The following is a 15,739-nucleotide window of genomic DNA, read 5'->3' on the forward strand; positions in this document are numbered from 1 at the left end:
CAGGTCTGCCTTTTTTGGAGGAGAAAAATGAAGCAAGCTTTAATCGTTTTATCTTGAAAAACTTACTTATAATAAATGCAAACTTTCAATAAGAAGATACATACCCGTACAACTCAAAAGGATGTACGTAAATATTTTAAAAATCCGTTGATTAAGCCATTTGAAAATAATTTGACCTATATACAAACCTAGAAATACGATTGGAATAGCATATAAACTGGATTCCCAAATTGTTTTGTTTGTCCCAGTGAAGAGTATTTGAGTTAGTAGACTAATGAAATATATAAATAGATAAAAAGCCAATGTAGTTGCTCGTAACTTCTCCTTTTTCGTATCAGTTCCTGTAAAATAAAGTAACAGTGGAGGTCCTGGCATACCGATACTTGTCGTTAAAAGACCAGATAATCCGCCAACTATGAAATCTCTAGATTTTGTTGATTGAATCTTAAAGTTGCATATTAGCATCAACGTTAATAGTAAGAGAAGGATGCTAATTGCTAATTTAAATGTGTTTATGTTAATGGAAGTGAAAATGATAATACCAAAAGGAACACCAATTATACTTCCGAAAATTAATCTTTTCAATAGAATAAAATCAATGTCCATTCTTATTTTCCAGATGAGTGATATGGAAATAATTAATGATAAAATGATATTTATTTGTATAGCTTCTTGTGGTAGAAATAACATGAGTAAGAAAGGTGTTGCCATAATAGAAAAGCCAAAACCTGTACTCGTTTGTAAAATAGAAGCTACTAATATAATACATATGAAAATGAATGTAATCTCCAAAATAGCCCTCCTACGTAATCAGATCCAATACATATTTTAACATAAAGTGAAACTTTAATCAGTGGGGCTTACTGTCCTTTAAAACGGGAAAAAAGCGGCTAAATAGCCGCTTTTTTCTCGCATTTAATATTCCAATGATGACCCTGTAGCCTTAAAATATTTTTCTCGTGAAGGCGTCATTACCCGGATTGCTAATAAACAGGAAAGGAAAAGAATGAGTAACGAGCTACTGATTACAGTAATTTGAACGGAAAGAAATTGTGCGGATGCCCCAATTGCTAAAACGAAAAAGATTTGGATGAAATTTTTTATTGAGTCAAATACGCTATCAATACGTCCTATCATATGAACCGGGATGTTATTTTGATAAAATGTGATAAAGCCAGTACCAGCAAATGATGAAGAAATGCCAAGTAAAATGAAACCGCCTGCCGCGACTATAAATGAATTTGAAAAGGCGAATATTACATAACCTATTGCTGTGAATATCGTACCGAATCCGATACAATGTTGAATCGGTAATCGTTTAGCAAAGAGAGAAACAAGAAATGAACCGAAAATATATGCAGCACCAGTTATACTAACAAGCATGCTATATTCCATGTCGGATAAAAACAGTACTTGTTTTGTGAATACAACTTCTTGTGAATCGAGCGCCATAGAAACAAGCATAGTGGCTTGAAATAAAACGAATATGAGAATGATGTAAGTTTCAGTTCGAGCGAATGAAAAAACTTGTTTCCAATCACTTCGTAATGTTTGTACGAAAGTATTTGCAACTTCTTCGTTTTGCTTTGTTTGTAGTGTAATGTTTGGTAAGAAATAAATGAGAATAGTAGAAAGTAGAAAGGAAAGTGAGTTGCAGTAAATTACAAAGGATGCTGAGTACGTGGTGAGAAGTATTCCAGCAAGGGCTGGACCGATAATAAAAGCCCCGCTTGTACAAAAGTTATTCCAAGCGTTGAATTGAGCGCGTTCTTCAGCTCGTATGAGCATTGTTCTATAAGAAAATGATGCTGGATCGAAAAATGATGTAGCGATGCGAGTTAAAAAGATAAAAATATAAATGGCCCAAATAGAATCAAATAGTGGAATACAGCCAATGATAGCTGCCCGAATTATATCTGTGATGAGCATAATGGACCGTTTGTTTAATCGATCTACTATGCTACCAGACCATATTTTTGTAACAACGGTCGCAATTGGACCAACAATCCATAATCCTGCTACAGCAGCAGGGGAGTTTGTGCTATTTAACACCATTAAGTTTAGGGCGATGAGATACATAAAATCACCTAAACGAGAAATTCCTGTTCCCGACAATAATAATAATTTATTTTTCATAAGCAGTTGGACCTTTCTTTCATTGTTTTTTAATCCTGCAGGAAATAGCGTATTCCTCTTCGGAGTTTGATTGACGAGCGGTTTTGTTTTCCCAGCGTAATAAAACTTGTGTAACTTCCCAAGTAAGCTGTTGTAATTCCTCTGGAGTTAAAAATAAATGAGATACAATATGACTGCCTGTATTCGTTCCTTCTGTGCCGCTTTCTTCAATATAGAAATGAGCAGATTTTGCCTTGTAATATTTTTCAATAATTCCTCGTTTTTCTTTCGTGTCTACTAATTCAAGTAACCCTCCATCATATAAAATTTGAACGTGATAATGAACGCTACCAGCAGATTTATTTAGTTTAGTAGCTACTTGTTTTGCAGTGAGTGCCTCGTCTTTTAAAAGGTGAAGAATTTGAATGCGAGTTGCATTAGAAATGAGCTTCTGCTGCTCAGCTGAAATAGTAAGTCTATCGTCAAACATTATGATATCTCCTTTCTTATGATCTAAATTTATTGTACATTCTAAAAAATTAGAACGTAAGGAAAATAAATCGCCTTTTTCCTTTATATTTCGACATAAATAAAAATAGCATGTACATAAACATGCTATTAAGTGTTAGTAGATTCTTCACTCAGTTTCCCGCGATAAAACAGGTAAAGCCATATAAAACTAACAAAAATACAGCATAGAGCTAATAGGCTACCAATAATTTGCGGAGAAAGAATTTCTAAAAGCGCTCCTGTAAAAAACATGGATAACTGAATAAGTGATCCGTAAATGGAATAATGGAATGAAAAAACTTTACCCATCATATTTTCATTCGTATAAGTTTGAAGTAATGTCGTATCAAGTGGAACGATAATTCCTCCTGCTATGCGCATACAGAGCAATGTAATGATACCGATAATAAGTTGATCGGACAACATGAATCCGAGAAAGAAAATTCCTTGTAGGAAATAGGCCCAACCGAATACTTTTTTCATTTTTTCTTCATTTTTAGATATATAAAGGTTAACGAGGAGGCTCCCAATCATAAGCCCAGCCCCTTGAATCGTATATAAAATTCCAATGTTGGTGTGGAACATCTTTTCGGCATAGATTGTTAGAAGTAGCTGATAAGCGCCTCCAATAATACCCCATGAAATGCCGACAAGAATTAACGTTAAAATGATTTTTGTTTGTAATATGTATGTGTAACCATCTTTTATATCAGTAAAAAATGCTTTTTTCTTGTTACAAGTATCATGAGAAGGGACATTCATAGTATAAATAAAATAGGCTGAAATAAAGTATGACAGGCTATTTACTAAAAAAGCGAACTCAATATGTAAAGATTGTACAATTATCCCGCCTAGAGAAGCCCCCATAATAGACATAAAACCATTAATTGTACTAGAAAGAGAGTTAGCAGTTACGAAATGATTTTGGTGTACGATATTTTTTAAGGTTGCTTGTTTAGCTGGTTCAAATAAACAAGAAAGTACGGATAAACATATGTTAGAAATGAAAATAATCTCAATTTTATATAATGCAAATAAGTAAGTGAGGACGATCATGCCTCGTAAAAAATCGGTAAAAACCAGAATCTTCTTTTTAGAAAAACGATCTACAACTCCGCCTATAAAGGGGCTAAGAAGTAGCTGTGGTAAACCTTTACTTATAAAAGTGAGTGCAATCATAAACGAAGATTCCGTTATGCTATAGACGAATGTTACTAAAGCTACAGTATGAAACCAATCTCCAAGTACACTTAATGTTTGACCGTAAAATAGTTTTTTGAAGTTACTATTTGTTTTAAGAAGTGCGGAATAAGAAACTGACATAAAAAGATTAATCCTTATGTAATGACGATGCTTGAACTTGTTTTTTCCACTCGCTTAAATACACTTTCTCCGCTGTAGGAAGTCCAACAGGTAATTGTGCGATCAATTCTAAACTATTTCCGTCAGGATCATTAAAGTATACGGCGGCATGTGCTAATTCTGGAAAAACAATCGGCTCAATTGGTTCCATTCCAAAATCTTTTCTTGCTGAAATTCCTTTTTGGTTTAGCCAGTGTATTGCATTTTCTAAATCATGTAAGCTTACTTGAAAGGCGATGTGTCGTAAAGAGGGATGATAATTAACTTTGTATTCTGTGCCTTCCCAAAGACCGAGCCAACTTTCGTTTTCTTTAATCCAAAAGAAAGCAATATCATCTCCTCTTTTATATAATTTCAGTCCAAGTGATTCATAAAAAGATATTGATATCTCTAAGTTACTGACAGGTAAGTGTGCTTCGTAAAGACCTTTAATCATTGTAATCCTCCTTAGTAAAACATTTCTTATTTCATAGTAAACGTTTTTTTATTAGTTGAAATCACAAAAAAGAGGGATATCACTTCATACGAAAGTATGAAAAAACAGCTCGAATATGAGCTGTTTTCGTATAGTTTTTCGTTCATTTGTTAAGGATAGGATATATTAGTATCCGTATCCGCCGCCACCCCAGCAGCTACATCCGATGATGATTAGAAGGATGAATAGTACGATAAGCAAAGCAAATCCACCGCCGAAACCAGAGCAACTTCCACCATAGCTCATATGTTTTCCTCCTTTTGAGTAAGTTAATCTATATAATTCATGGACTACTATATACAGTATGTTTTTTGTATGGAAAAGGAGCCAGTCTCTTTTGTAATTAGACAAACGCCTGTATGGTTATTTTGATTGTATATTGTGCTAGGGGTATGTGAAGAAATCATTATATATTTTGCAATTTGTTCATAAAAAAATATAAAAATTGTAAAAAAAACCATTTTTATATTTTTTTATGAGAGGATTTGTACTATAATTTTACAAGTAATATTATGGGAAAAGGGAGTTTTAGTAAAGAGATGGAGATGGGAAAATTACACAATAAAATAGAAAACAAAAAGAAAGAGCTAATCCAACTTGTTGCTAGACACGGATTGGATCATGATAAAGTTTTGTTATTTAGCCGAGATTTAGATATACTTATTAATAAGTTTATGAATGTAAAAGATAAAGTACACAAATAAATAATTTGCAGTTTTTTATATTAAGATATTTTGTAAAAAAGGAGAGAAAAGTATTTGGAACATTTACAAGAAGAGTTATATAAACAAATAAAAGAAGAAAAAGGTATTGTTACAATTTTTTTAAAGAGTGGCGTTAGAATAGTAGGAGAAGTTGTTGCGATAGACAAATTTACCGTTTTAATGTTAGTTGATGGAAAACAACAGCTTATATACAAGCAGGCTATATCAACGATAATAAAATAAGACACTCATATTGAGTGTCTTTTCATTATCGTTTGCAAGCTTCCACATCAATGCCAGCAGCTAGTAATTTCTTTTCGCCATCTTGTTCAATCATTTTTTGTAATTTAGATAGGAAAGAATCAAAGTTTGTATGCTTTGCTACTTGGAATGTCATTTTATGCTCAATGGGTAGCCACGTATCAATATCAGCTTCGTTATGCTGAATTTTCACCTCAAGCTTATCAAGTGCGTTAGCTACTTTTGCCTCGTACGTTTCTTTCGCTTCAAACTCCATCCATAAATCATATAATTCCTCACCGAGAGAACCTTTTAATGTTCGTTTAATATTTAAAATGGCTTCTTGCTCATTTATTTGTTTTTGTAATTGTAATTCATGACTATTCATTGTATCAAAAGCAGGAATATCACCAGCTTCAGCTTCGACTAGGTCGTGAATAATAACCATTTTAAGTAATTTTTCAATATTTACTTTTTGATCTAAATAAGGCTCAACTAAAATGGCCATTAGAGACATGCGCCACGTATGTTCAGCAACACTTTCTTGACGTCCGTTAGAAAGCCAGCTATGTCGCATTTCATATTTTAATTTTTCTGCTAGTGCAATGACTTGTAAAATGTTATGTTCCATCGTGATCCTCCTCATATTTCCATACTATAATTCTAATATGGAAATGAAATGTGTCAATTTTATGAGTATATTGCGATAAACAGATGATAAGCGTATAATACTTATTATATGTGAAAACGCATTATTAAAATAAAAAAATGTTTTATAAAAATGAAAAGGAAAGGGCAGGAATATGGGAGAAGAAAATCAAGGATTTGCTAGACCACAAAGAAGAAAAAGGAAGTTTGACATTTCTAGCCCAGTCGGCATTATAGTAGGTTTTGCTATAGTGATAGCGGCAATTATGATTGGCGGCGGCGGAATAAAAGCTTTTAAAAACTTTTTAGATATTTCATCTATTTTAATTGTCATAGGGGGAACTACAGCGACAATTGTTGTGGCATATCGATTTGGAGAAATAAAAAAATATACGAAAAGCATTTTTACTGTTTTACATAGAAAAGAAGAAAATTTAGAACAGTTAACGGATTTATTTGTTGATTTTTCGAAAAAGTCTAAAAAACACGGCCTACTTTCTTTAGAAGTTGATGGAGAGCAAGTAGACAATCCTTTTATTCAAAAAGGAATTCAACTCATGTTAAGTGGTTATGATGAAGAGGAATTAAAAGAAGTGTTAATGAAAGATGTTGAAACGGAAGTGTATGAGCTAAGAAAGGGAGCGACATTATTAGATAAAATTGGTGATTTCGCTCCAGCTTGGGGCATGATAGGGACTTTAATTGGTCTTATCATTATGCTTCAAAACTTGCAAGACACATCGCAAATTGGTACAGGGATGGCAGTTGCGATGTTAACGACATTGTATGGATCAGTACTTGCAAATATGATTGCAATCCCTCTTGCTGAAAAGGTGTATCGTGGTATTGAAGATTTATATACAGAGAAGAAGTTTGTTATTGAAGCGATTTCAGAATTATATCGCGGTCAAATTCCTTCTAAATTAAAGTTGAAACTCGATACATATGTATACGAAACAAAGGTAAAAAAAGTAAAACGAGCAGCCTAATATTTCAAGGAGTGGTATGGTTATGATGAAACGACCGCAAAAGGGATCGCCTCGTTGGATGACGACTTTTACAGATTTAACGATGTTATTATTAACTTTCTTTGTATTACTAGTTGCTACATCAAAGCAGGATGCAGTAAAATTGTCAAAGATGCTTGAAAAGTTTAGTGACGTGGAGCAAGTAGATGCGAAAGTAATGGAAAATACAATACCAGATATTTCGCATGAAAAAAATGATGAAAAAATGGTCTCGAAAAAAAGAATGGATGAATTATATAAGAAATTAAAAGCATATGTAGATAATAACGGTATTAGTCAAGTGAATGTATATCGTGAGGATACAGGAGTAAGCGTCGTTATAGTAGATAATTTAATATTTGATACGGGTGACGCGAACGTTAAACCGGAAGCGAAAGAGATAATAAGTCAATTAGTTGGGTTTTTCCAATCAGTACCAAATCCGATTGTTGTTGAAGGGCATACAGATAGTAGACCTATTCATAATGACAAATTCCCTTCTAACTGGGAGCTGTCTTCAGCAAGAGCAGCAAATATGATTCACCACTTAATCGAAGTGTATAATGTGGATGATAAAAGACTAGCTGCGGTAGGGTATGCAGACACAAAGCCAGTTGTACCAAATGATTCACCGCAAAATTGGGAGAAAAACCGTCGCGTTGTCATTTACATAAAAGAATAGTATATTATCATTTTAATAATAAAATAATGAAAATACGAAAATTCTTTTAAAAAAATATTAAATTTTATCATTTTATTTTGTATAATGAGTGAGAATGATAAGGTGAAATATTAAGATATATTTATACATAGAAGGAGAGAATTAAAAAGAATGGCACATAAAATTTTAGTTGTAGACGATGCGATGTTCATGCGAACGATGATTAAAAACTTATTAAAAAGTAATTCTGAATTTGAAATTATTGGTGAAGCAGAGAATGGAGTAGAAGCAATTCAGAAGTTTAAAGAACTTCAACCGGATATTGTAACATTAGATATTACTATGCCAGAAATGGACGGACTTGAAGCGTTAAAAGAAATTATTAAAATTGATTCAAGTGCAAAAGTTGTTATTTGTTCTGCAATGGGACAACAAGGTATGGTATTAGATGCAATTAAGGGTGGAGCAAAAGACTTTATTGTAAAGCCGTTCCAAGCGGATCGAGTAATTGAAGCTTTAACAAAAGTAGCAAACAGCTAATATAGAAGGGGTGCCACAAGGAATCTAAACATTGATAGTGGATATGCGTGTGGCCCCCTTTTTTCTTGCTTTAAAACACTAAATTGTTATACATAAATGAAATGTTTGTTAGACAGGTAGGGGATGAAAATGCAAACAGATCTATTAAATATATTTTTTGAGGAATCAGAAGAACATTTACAGTCGCTAAATGAAAATGTGCTAATTTTAGAACAGAATCCTGCTGATATGAGTGTAGTAGGAGAAATATTCCGCTCAGCCCATACATTTAAAGGTATGTCAGCGAGTATGGAATTTACGGAAATGGCGGATTTAACGCATAAAATGGAAAACGTTTTAGATGAAATTCGTCATGGGAATATAGTTGTAAATGCAGAGATTATTGATGTGATTTTTGAGTGCATTGATAATTTAGAGAAGATGGTTGCAGATGTGCAACAAGGCGGAATGGGCAATATTGATGTAATTACAACTAAGCAGAAATTAGAAGCATTATTGAATGGCAATGTAGAAACTCCTGCGGAATATATTGAGCAAGAACCTATAAATAATGATGATGCAGTTTCGCATGAAGTGCATATAACTGTTGAGCAACATGCTATTTTAAAAGCAGTACGTGCAATTATGTGTATTGAAGCACTGCAAAATGTAGGTAATGTACAAAAAACAGTTCCAAGTATTGAAGAAATTGAAGCAGATGCTTTCGGTTTTGAGTTCACAGTATTTATGGATACTGATCAAAGTGAAGAAGAATTAAAACAAGTAGTGCTTCATGTTTCTGAAATTGAGAAAGTAGAAGTGAAGCAAGGACATACATTAAAAGAAGTAGTCTCGAAAGAATTGGGTACACAAGAAGCTATGCAGGAAGGTTTACAAGCGGCTACTCATGTGGAATCAATTAAAGAAGTATCGAAGCAATCTGCTAATGCTACACCTGCTAAAAGCGCTGCAAAAACGAAAAATGGTAAAGTGGAAAATCGTTCCATACGTGTTCAATTAGAAAAAATTGAAAGATTAATGAACATGTTTGAAGAAAGTGTAATTGAGCGTGGTCGTATAGATGAATTGGCACAAGCAATTCAAAACAAGGAATTAATTGAGCATTTAAATCGATTAGGTGATATTTCAAAAGATATTCAAAATGTACTATTAAATATGCGTATGGTACCGATAGAGACTGTTTTCAATCGTTTCCCGCGTATGGTACGTATGTTAGCGAAAGATTTAGGAAAGAAAATCGATTTACAAATTACAGGTGAAGACACCGAAGTTGATAAAATTGTTATTGATGAAATCGGTGATCCACTCGTCCATTTAATTCGTAATGCAATTGATCATGGGGTTGAAACTGTTGAACAACGTCGTGATGCAGGAAAAAATGAGACAGGTACGATTAAATTAGAAGCGTTCCATAGTGGAAATCATGTCGTTATTCAAATTACGGATGATGGAAATGGAATTCATAAAGGGAAAGTATTAGAAAAAGCGATTAAAAATGGTGTTGTAACAGAATCTGAGGCAAATAAATTAACGGACCGTGAAGTATTTGATTTGATTTTCCAACCAGGATTTAGTACAGCTGAAGTTGTATCAGACCTTTCTGGGCGTGGCGTTGGATTAGATGTAGTGAAACATACGATCCATAGTTTAGGTGGACACTTAATTATTGATTCTGAAGAAGGGAAAGGTAGTACATTTAGAATTGAACTGCCATTAACGTTGTCCATTATTCAATCTATGCTTGTTCAAACAAATGATAAACGTTATGCTTTCCCTCTTGGCAATATTGTTGAAGCAATTCGGATTAAAAAAGAAGACATCCAATCCTTACAAGGAAAAGATGTGTTAAATTACCGTAATCAAATTATTGAAGTGAAGCATTTAAGTACTGTATTTGGTGAGAAAACAGTAGATGAGGCGTTTGCGTCATATGATGGTCAAATGGTTCCTGTGTTAATTGTTCGTAATACACATCGCAGCTATGGACTTATTGTAAACACAATTATCGGTCAAAGAGAAATAGTCTTAAAGTCATTAGGTGACTTCTTTGCAGAGAGTTCTAATTATTTCTCTGGTGCGACAATTCTCGGTGATGGACGAGTGGTCCTCATTTTAAACCCAGAAGGTTTATAATAGGAATGAAGGAAAGCTCCCCACTTGTATACAATTGGGGAGCTTTTTGGTTAATCGTTACTAATCTAAAAATGGGAATAAATACATATTAACGTTTTATATAATAAGTTTGTTAAAATAAAATGAGAGTTTATATCATTTGATAGAAAAACAGAAATGAGGAGGCAGAGAAAATGCCTGAGCAACACACAAAAGGGGATACGAGCACAATTGTGCTCGAAAAAGAAAATGAGCATTTAACGCCTCAAGAATGTGATATTCTTGGCGAAATTGCAAATATATCATTTGGTTCAGCTTCGACTGTATTATCAACAATCTTAAATAGGCAAGTAAGTATTACTGCTCCTCGCATAGAATTGGTAGATTTATATGATTCAAGCGACGTCGAAGTTCCACACGTTGTATTAAACATTCATTTTACAAAAGGATTAGATATGGAAAACCTTCTTGTCCTTAAGCAAGATGTTGCATTATCCATTGCTGATTTAATGATGATGGGAACAGGTGAAGTGGAAGACGGAAAAGAACTTGGTGAATTAGAGCTAAGTGCTGTACAAGAAGCGATGAATCAAATGATGGGGTTCGCAGCTACATCTATGTCAGAATTCTTTCAAGATACAGTAGATATGTCTCCGCCGACAATTAAAGTTGTAAAGTTATCAGAAGAAATGGAGAAAATTTCTGAGATTGATGGGAATCAAACGATTGTTAAAGTATCGTTTGATTTAAAGATAGATAATCTTGTAAACTCTAAACTTGTGCAAATTGTTTCAGTTGAACATGCGAAACGAATGGTAAATAAATTAATGCAATTATCTGGTGGAGTAGAAGAAAAAGATGAGCCAGCAGAAATAGTGGAAACTGAGATTGTAGAAGAACAAGTTGAAAAAGAGCATTTAACACAAGAAGAGAAAGATGTCCTTGGTGAAATTGCAAATATTTCAATTGGTTCAGCTTCAACAGTATTGTCAACACTATTAAATCAGCCAGTTACAATTAGTACGCCCAATGTAGAATCAATCAATGTTCGTCATTATGACGGAGTACCAGTCCCGTTTGTTATTTTAAATGTTGATTTTGTTGAAGGGCTAAAGAATGAGAATGTATTCGTATTTACGAAAGATGTCGCTTTAACAATGGTAGATTTAATGATGATGGGAACAGGGGAAGTTGATCCAGAGAAGGAGCTTAGTGAATTAGAACTGAGCGGTATTAAAGAAATCATGAACCAAATGATGGGGCATGCTGCGACGGCGATGTCAGAAATGTTTCAAGAAAAAATGGACATGACACCACCAAATGTTAAATTCGTAACGTTAAAAGAAGAAATGGAATATTTGGGAGAGTCAATGAAAGTGGACGAACTCGTCCAAATTACGTTCAACCTTGAAATTGGCGACCTGCTTCAATCGAAAATGTATCAAATTTTACCGATTTCAGAAGCGAAAGAAATGGTAAGAAGACTTCTATATCCAATGGTGGAAGAGGAAGAAGAAATTGTTACGGAAGAAATTGAAGAAGAAAAAATTGTAGAACCTGTTGTGCAACCTATTGAATTTAAAGAAGTAAAACAAATGGAACCAGTATACATGGATACATCCATCTTACAAAATGTAGAAATGAATGTGAAATTTGTATTTGGAAGCACAGTGAAAACAATTCAAGATATTTTAAGTTTACAAGAGAATGAAGCGGTTGTACTAGATGAGGATATTGACGAACCAATTCGTATTTATGTAAATGATGTATTGGTGGCGTATGGTGAACTTGTAAATGTAGATGGATTCTTCGGAGTAAAAGTGACGAAATCGCTATAAGTCGTTGAAATAGGAGTTTGAGTTAGTAGATGAAAAACGTAAAGTTTTTTCTAATGAGCTGGCTATTCATAAATGTGTGTTTGTTCTTCCCACTGCAAAGTCAGGCGGAAGAACAAATTGAGCCAAATCAAAAATTAAATGAAATGAATGTACAAGAAGAAAACAAAGAAGTTCAAGAGCAGCCAGAGCAAGTGGAAGTGAATCAAGGTAAAGAGCAACAACAAGAAGTAGCAAATGAACAAGAGGTCGAAAAAAAGATAGAGACGGATCAAGGGATTATTACAGTAAATAAGTCGGAATTAAAAGTTGGCGAAGAAGTGCGGGTTATTGTAGAGCCGAAAGAGCAAAATGTTCAAAGTATAAAAGGTATTTTGCGCTTGCCAAAAAACGACGATCGGTATGAACAAGAAAGAATGCTATCGTTTAAGTATGATGAGGAAACGAAGCGATGGATTTCTAACTACAAGGTCGAAACTTTTGATTTGCAAGGTGATTGGAATCTTCAGCTCATTCAAAGTTCTAAAGAAACTGAGAAAGAAGAGCTTATAGAAAATGAAGTGAAAGTCCCATTTATTCGTATAAATAATGACACGCCAACAATAGATAAAGAACTGCCGAAGTTGCATAAAGTTACTGTTGACGAGGCGAAAGAGAAGCTAATTGAACGGAAACAAGGCGATTCTATACGTGTGCGAGTGAAGGCGACAGACGTAGAATCAGTTGTGAAAGAGGTTCGTGTTACATTAAAAGGGAAAGAAAATAAAGAGATTACATTTTTATTAGATTACAATAAGCGCGACATGGATTGGCAAAAAGTATTTGAAATAACGGATGGGTTACCAATCGGGACGTACGAAATACTTGTAGAGATAGTGGATGCGGCCGGCAATAAACTGGTTGAAGAAAGTGAGTATATCGTTTCTATTTTGGAGCAAAAACCAGAAGATAATAAAAAGGTAGAAGAACGAGAGAATGAAGATAAATTAGAAGATAAGGAAGAACCAGAGAAAGAACCAGAGAAGCAGGAAGACTCAAAAATAGAGATTCCGCTCCTGGAAGAAAAACCGCCAGTTGTTCAAATTCCGAAGCAAGAAGAGAAAATAAACGATTTTATAAAAGAGCCGCTGAAAGAGAAAGAAGGAATTACTTACTTTATAAAGGAGCCGTTGGGAAATCATAAGGAAGTAAGTGATGGAAAGGCTCAAAAAGAGAACAAAAGTAGAAATGACAATGGAGTCGTTTCGAAAAAGAAAGAACAAATAGAAGAACCGCAAAAGAAAAAAGAAGACAGTAGCGAACAAGGAATACAAGCTTCTAATGTGTTTGCTATTATGTCAGGTTTATTCGTACTATTTTTAGTTTTAAAGAGTAATAAAGAATGGGGCTAATTATTTCACCGTAGTGGAGGCGCTTAGATGGAGATTAAACGTACGACAATTGATAATAAGACGCTACAACCATTAAAACAGCCTGCAGCTATTTCGGAACATGAAATCCAGAAAGAACGAAAGCATAGTAATCTAGTGTTTACTGGACAGTCTAAGATTATTTCGAAAAATAATGAAATAGGAATTTTACTTGCGAGTTTAGGTGATGGAAAGGTTATGAAGGAAATGCTTTCTAAAGAGATGGATACAGTGTTACAACTCTTTAAAAAGTTGCATACGTTATCTGGAGAAGGGAAGCAAACAGAAAAAGTATTTGAACAAGTAATGAGAAGTTTACAAGGGCTTGTTAAGCAGGCGCATATAAAAGAACTTCCTTTGTTAGATGGAACGTATGATTTCGCAGAAGTACAACTATCATTTGGTAGAAAGGTACATATTCCGTTATTAGATGTAAGTGCACTCATTTCTAGAGTGGAAAGTGATTCTTCAGAAGGAAATATAAATTTAATGGTAACGGTTATTACTGCTTACATAACGAAATTGTCTAACGAAACTATTTTAATTAGCGTTACAGATCGCACTGCTAAAGAGCGGGATGTAAGTGTATGGAGAGCGCTCGCAGAAATGAATATGACACAATTATCACAGGCCCTGAAACAAACGATGCAAGAACATAAATGGTCTATGACATTTCTTTTTCTCTTTGTATGGATTGTTGCTATTATTTTAATTCGAGTTATATAAAAAGGTCGTCACTTTACATTGTGACGACCTCTTTTATATTTTTTCGTAGAAGAATGTATCAAATCTCTGAAGATTATAACGTTCAGGTGTTAAAATTTGTTCGGTACTACCAACAAATAGTACGCCGCCTTTTCGTAAAGAACGACTAAACTTTTCATAAAGTTTTACCCTTGCTTCTTCAGTAAAGTATATCATTACGTTGCGACAAATGATTAAATCGTAATTTGTATCGAACGACTGCATTAACAGGTCGTGTTGTTTGAACGTGACGTTTTGCTTAATATTTTGATGTAATGAATATATATCATTTTCTTTTGTGAAATGACGCTCTTTCAAATCGATAGGTAATTCTTTTAAAGAACGTTCTGTATATTGACCGCGTTTTGCAGTTTCTAAAATGTGAAAATCAAGATCTGTTGCTTGTATTTCAAAACGAAATGGAGCTAGATGCTTCGATAAAATCAAAGAGAGTGTATATGGTTCTTCACCGGCAGCGCAAGCGGCACTCCATACTTTTAATTTTCCGTTATTTTGTTCAAGTAATTTTGGTAGTGCTTTCGTCTCTAACGTTTGCCAACGTTCTTTATTTCTAAAAAATTCTGAAACGTTAATTGTAATATAGTCAATAAAACTTAAAAATAAATTTTGATCGGTACGTAAATTGCTTAGAAAACTAGTGTAGTTCTCAAAGCCCTTTCTCGAAATAAAAGCATCGATTCTACGACGCATTCTATCTTGTTTATATGAAGCGATATCCATATTGAATTGTTGTTTAAAACTCGCGATAAAATGATCATAATCTTGTTCAATTATCATATTTATAATAGGCACAATAACGATATTGTGCCTCCCCCTTTACATCATACGGATTTTTTGTTCAAAGTTTTTTTTCATCTGTTTTTCATGTAAACCTGGTAAATCATAAATAACAGCATCAATTCCTGCTTCTTTTGCAACGTCAACGGGAATGACAGAAGTATGCTTGTCCCCATTATAAAAACAGAGAACTAAATCGGTATCTTCGATTATTTGTTTTACAAAAAACATATAATCTGATCGGTAAATGGAGTCGGAAGGATGATCAAAAGCGACATACTCGGCTCCGTGTTTTTTTAAGTAATCAACGACCTCTTGAAATTCATCTGTTAATGCTTGTAACGGCTGTAGCGTGTAAAGGCATAAATTTTGAGCGAGTCTTTCGTTTTCGATGAAAAAACGAAGAATCTCATTTTCGATAGATTTATAACATAATATGTAAATTTTATGTTTGTGAGCATAGTCAGTTAAAAATTTTTTTATTTCTTCTTGATCTAATGCTGTTAATTGATTTGAACCACAAAGAAAAATATTCATAGATTTGTGCCACCTCATGCTAAATTGTAACATATCTTTTAT

The 15,739-nt window shown here is 33.8% G+C and carries 18 protein-coding genes; 9 read left to right on the forward strand and 9 right to left on the reverse strand.

Translation table 11 applies throughout. The features are described from left to right. Nucleotides 1–66: 66 nt before the first annotated feature. The 6 genes from ACU8YW_RS08205 to ACU8YW_RS08230 form a co-directional block, all read right to left on the reverse strand. Nucleotides 67–792 (reverse strand): sulfite exporter TauE/SafE family protein, encoded by a 726-nt coding sequence (locus ACU8YW_RS08205; RefSeq protein WP_097889721.1) that lies wholly within the window; start codon nt 790–792, stop codon nt 67–69. A 123-nt stretch (nt 793–915) separates the two neighbouring features. After that, nucleotides 916–2,136, reverse strand: a complete 1,221-nt coding sequence (locus ACU8YW_RS08210; RefSeq protein WP_426933796.1) for an MFS transporter — start codon at nt 2,134–2,136, stop codon at nt 916–918. A 19-nt stretch (nt 2,137–2,155) separates the two neighbouring features. Further along, a complete protein-coding gene (locus tag ACU8YW_RS08215) occupies nt 2,156–2,605 on the reverse strand; it encodes an ArsR/SmtB family transcription factor (RefSeq protein ID WP_000459087.1) in 450 nt (149 codons plus the stop codon). A 128-nt stretch (nt 2,606–2,733) separates the two neighbouring features. Beyond that, nucleotides 2,734–3,948 carry an MFS transporter gene (locus tag ACU8YW_RS08220; protein WP_097907351.1) on the reverse strand — a complete coding sequence of 405 codons (1,215 nt, stop codon included), beginning with the start codon at nt 3,946–3,948 and terminating at the stop codon, nt 2,734–2,736. A gap of 7 nt (nt 3,949–3,955) precedes the next feature. Continuing rightward, nucleotides 3,956–4,423, reverse strand: coding sequence for a VOC family protein (locus tag ACU8YW_RS08225; RefSeq protein WP_000589719.1), 468 nt, complete (start codon nt 4,421–4,423; stop codon nt 3,956–3,958). A 165-nt stretch (nt 4,424–4,588) separates the two neighbouring features. After that, nucleotides 4,589–4,708 carry a YjcZ family sporulation protein gene (locus ACU8YW_RS08230; RefSeq protein WP_000120183.1) on the reverse strand — a complete coding sequence of 40 codons (120 nt, stop codon included), beginning with the start codon at nt 4,706–4,708 and terminating at the stop codon, nt 4,589–4,591. Nucleotides 4,709–4,947: 239 nt separating this feature from the next. Between ACU8YW_RS08230 and ACU8YW_RS08235 the strand changes: the two genes are divergently transcribed. Continuing rightward, complete coding sequence (locus ACU8YW_RS08235) at nt 4,948–5,166, forward strand: aspartyl-phosphate phosphatase Spo0E family protein (RefSeq protein ID WP_002096752.1); 219 nt, start codon at nt 4,948–4,950, stop codon at nt 5,164–5,166. Nucleotides 5,167–5,220: 54 nt separating this feature from the next. Further along, the gene (hfq, locus tag ACU8YW_RS08240; protein ID WP_087985600.1) at nt 5,221–5,409 is read left to right on the forward strand and encodes an RNA chaperone Hfq; all 189 of its coding nucleotides are present in this window, start codon (nt 5,221–5,223) and stop codon (nt 5,407–5,409) included. A 25-nt stretch (nt 5,410–5,434) separates the two neighbouring features. Here hfq and ACU8YW_RS08245 read toward each other — a convergent pair whose 3' ends face one another. Next, on the reverse strand, nt 5,435–6,037 hold the full coding sequence (locus ACU8YW_RS08245) for an HD domain-containing protein (RefSeq protein WP_064476552.1): 603 nt from the start codon (nt 6,035–6,037) through the stop codon (nt 5,435–5,437). Between the two features lie 172 nt (nt 6,038–6,209). Here ACU8YW_RS08245 and ACU8YW_RS08250 point away from each other — a divergent pair, with 172 nt between their 5' ends. The 7 genes from ACU8YW_RS08250 to ACU8YW_RS08280 all read left to right on the forward strand — a co-directional run bounded on the left by ACU8YW_RS08250 (nt 6,210) and on the right by ACU8YW_RS08280 (nt 14,344). Beyond that, nucleotides 6,210–7,043 carry a flagellar motor protein MotP gene (locus ACU8YW_RS08250; protein ID WP_098134026.1) on the forward strand — a complete coding sequence of 278 codons (834 nt, stop codon included), beginning with the start codon at nt 6,210–6,212 and terminating at the stop codon, nt 7,041–7,043. A 22-nt stretch (nt 7,044–7,065) separates the two neighbouring features. Beyond that, nucleotides 7,066–7,743: an OmpA family protein gene (locus ACU8YW_RS08255; protein WP_000977943.1), complete on the forward strand. Its 678-nt coding sequence runs from the start codon at nt 7,066–7,068 to the stop codon at nt 7,741–7,743. 150 nt (nt 7,744–7,893) lie between these two features. Beyond that, a complete protein-coding gene (locus ACU8YW_RS08260) occupies nt 7,894–8,262 on the forward strand; it encodes a response regulator (protein ID WP_000940570.1) in 369 nt (122 codons plus the stop codon). A 129-nt stretch (nt 8,263–8,391) separates the two neighbouring features. Further along, on the forward strand, nt 8,392–10,395 hold the full coding sequence (locus ACU8YW_RS08265) for a chemotaxis protein CheA (protein ID WP_426933795.1): 2,004 nt from the start codon (nt 8,392–8,394) through the stop codon (nt 10,393–10,395). Nucleotides 10,396–10,568: 173 nt separating this feature from the next. Continuing rightward, nucleotides 10,569–12,212, forward strand: coding sequence for a flagellar motor switch protein (locus ACU8YW_RS08270; protein ID WP_087985602.1), 1,644 nt, complete (start codon nt 10,569–10,571; stop codon nt 12,210–12,212). A gap of 29 nt (nt 12,213–12,241) precedes the next feature. After that, complete coding sequence (locus ACU8YW_RS08275) at nt 12,242–13,600, forward strand: transglycosylase (RefSeq protein WP_426933794.1); 1,359 nt, start codon at nt 12,242–12,244, stop codon at nt 13,598–13,600. A gap of 27 nt (nt 13,601–13,627) precedes the next feature. Further along, on the forward strand, nt 13,628–14,344 hold the full coding sequence (locus ACU8YW_RS08280; RefSeq protein WP_097907347.1) for a hypothetical protein: 717 nt from the start codon (nt 13,628–13,630) through the stop codon (nt 14,342–14,344). Nucleotides 14,345–14,377: 33 nt separating this feature from the next. On the opposite strand, the gene cheR is transcribed toward ACU8YW_RS08280, so the two are convergent. Both cheR and ACU8YW_RS08290 read right to left on the reverse strand, forming a co-directional pair. Further along, on the reverse strand, nt 14,378–15,160 hold the full coding sequence (cheR, locus tag ACU8YW_RS08285; protein WP_000582890.1) for a protein-glutamate O-methyltransferase CheR: 783 nt from the start codon (nt 15,158–15,160) through the stop codon (nt 14,378–14,380). Nucleotides 15,161–15,199: 39 nt separating this feature from the next. Continuing rightward, nucleotides 15,200–15,697, reverse strand: coding sequence for a hypothetical protein (locus ACU8YW_RS08290; protein WP_001020094.1), 498 nt, complete (start codon nt 15,695–15,697; stop codon nt 15,200–15,202). Between the last annotated feature and the right edge of the window lie 42 nt (nt 15,698–15,739).

The organism is Bacillus pretiosus (assembly GCF_052947655.1).

Bases quoted from the DNA above. Each gene is read 5' to 3' on its own strand.
- ACU8YW_RS08270 (WP_087985602.1), top strand. From the start codon at position 10,569: ATGCCTGAGCAACACACAAAAGGGGATACGAGCACAATTGTGCTCGAA.
- ACU8YW_RS08220 (WP_097907351.1), bottom strand. From the start codon at position 3,948: ATGTCAGTTTCTTATTCCGCACTTCTTAAAACAAATAGTAACTTCAAA.
- cheR (WP_000582890.1), bottom strand. From the start codon at position 15,160: ATGATAATTGAACAAGATTATGATCATTTTATCGCGAGTTTTAAACAA.
- ACU8YW_RS08290 (WP_001020094.1), bottom strand. From the start codon at position 15,697: ATGAATATTTTTCTTTGTGGTTCAAATCAATTAACAGCATTAGATCAA.
- ACU8YW_RS08230 (WP_000120183.1), bottom strand. From the start codon at position 4,708: ATGAGCTATGGTGGAAGTTGCTCTGGTTTCGGCGGTGGATTTGCTTTG.
- ACU8YW_RS08215 (WP_000459087.1), bottom strand. From the start codon at position 2,605: ATGTTTGACGATAGACTTACTATTTCAGCTGAGCAGCAGAAGCTCATT.
- ACU8YW_RS08250 (WP_098134026.1), top strand. From the start codon at position 6,210: ATGGGAGAAGAAAATCAAGGATTTGCTAGACCACAAAGAAGAAAAAGG.
- ACU8YW_RS08210 (WP_426933796.1), bottom strand. From the start codon at position 2,136: ATGAAAAATAAATTATTATTATTGTCGGGAACAGGAATTTCTCGTTTA.
- ACU8YW_RS08265 (WP_426933795.1), top strand. From the start codon at position 8,392: ATGCAAACAGATCTATTAAATATATTTTTTGAGGAATCAGAAGAACAT.
- ACU8YW_RS08225 (WP_000589719.1), bottom strand. From the start codon at position 4,423: ATGATTAAAGGTCTTTACGAAGCACACTTACCTGTCAGTAACTTAGAG.
- ACU8YW_RS08260 (WP_000940570.1), top strand. From the start codon at position 7,894: ATGGCACATAAAATTTTAGTTGTAGACGATGCGATGTTCATGCGAACG.
- ACU8YW_RS08245 (WP_064476552.1), bottom strand. From the start codon at position 6,037: ATGGAACATAACATTTTACAAGTCATTGCACTAGCAGAAAAATTAAAA.
- ACU8YW_RS08255 (WP_000977943.1), top strand. From the start codon at position 7,066: ATGATGAAACGACCGCAAAAGGGATCGCCTCGTTGGATGACGACTTTT.
- ACU8YW_RS08275 (WP_426933794.1), top strand. From the start codon at position 12,242: ATGAAAAACGTAAAGTTTTTTCTAATGAGCTGGCTATTCATAAATGTG.
- ACU8YW_RS08280 (WP_097907347.1), top strand. From the start codon at position 13,628: ATGGAGATTAAACGTACGACAATTGATAATAAGACGCTACAACCATTA.